This is a genomic window from Kistimonas scapharcae (assembly GCF_039540975.1).
Lineage (GTDB): Bacteria > Pseudomonadota > Gammaproteobacteria > Pseudomonadales > Endozoicomonadaceae > Kistimonas > Kistimonas scapharcae.
This window is the reverse complement of the sequence record NZ_BAABFL010000175.1, coordinates 1-712: the sequence shown is the minus strand read 5'-3', so window position 1 is coordinate 712 and position 712 is coordinate 1. Positions and strand designations below refer to the sequence as shown.

General features: G+C 56.7%; 1 protein-coding gene. It reads left to right on the top strand.

The window, feature by feature from the left end:
* Positions 1–639: hypothetical protein (locus ABD892_RS10250; protein WP_345195527.1), on the top strand; the 639-nt coding region annotated here is incomplete at its 5' end.
* Between the last annotated feature and the right edge of the window lie 73 nt (positions 640–712).

The following is a 712-nucleotide window of genomic DNA, read 5'->3' as shown; positions in this document are numbered from 1 at the left end:
AACCGGGCGGTCCTCTACCGGCTGCTAAGAAACCGCCTGTACCGCGGCGAAATCAGCGACAAGAAACGGGGCAAGTGGTATCCCGGGGAACACAAGGCCATTGTCGGGGAAGACCTCTGGAACCGGGTGCAGACTGTCTTCGATATTAATGGCAAGGAACGGCGTAAACAGTCGTTCTGGAAGAACTCACCGGCATTTTTGCAGGGACTCATTATCGGCCCTGACGGGCTGGCGCTGGTTCCCAGCAGCACTCGGCGTCGGGGCAAGCAATATCGCTACTACGTCAGCAGCAAGGGTGTAAAGGAAAATTATGCGTCCATGGCCCTGCCGCCAATACCGGCAAATGAAATAGAAGCGGCCGTGATCGACCGTGTCGGAAAGCTGCTGGCAACCCCGTCAGTGATCTCGCGGGTGGCCCAGTGTCTTGATACGACACCGGATACCCAACAGATAGCAACCATCCGCGAGGCGCTGACAGACCTCAGCGCCCTCTGGCCAGAGCTCTACCCTAATGAGCAACGCCTGCTGGTCCACCAGCTGTTGGACAAGATAACGCTTGAAGATCAAACCATTACCATGACGTTTAAAACACCCGCCCTGATGGAACTGGGCGCACAAATGCCGGAGGAACGCGCATGAAAAGAATAACCGTTACGGGGCCTGACACTGTCACCCTCAGCGAGGACGGGCAGAAGCTGGAAATCCGGATTCC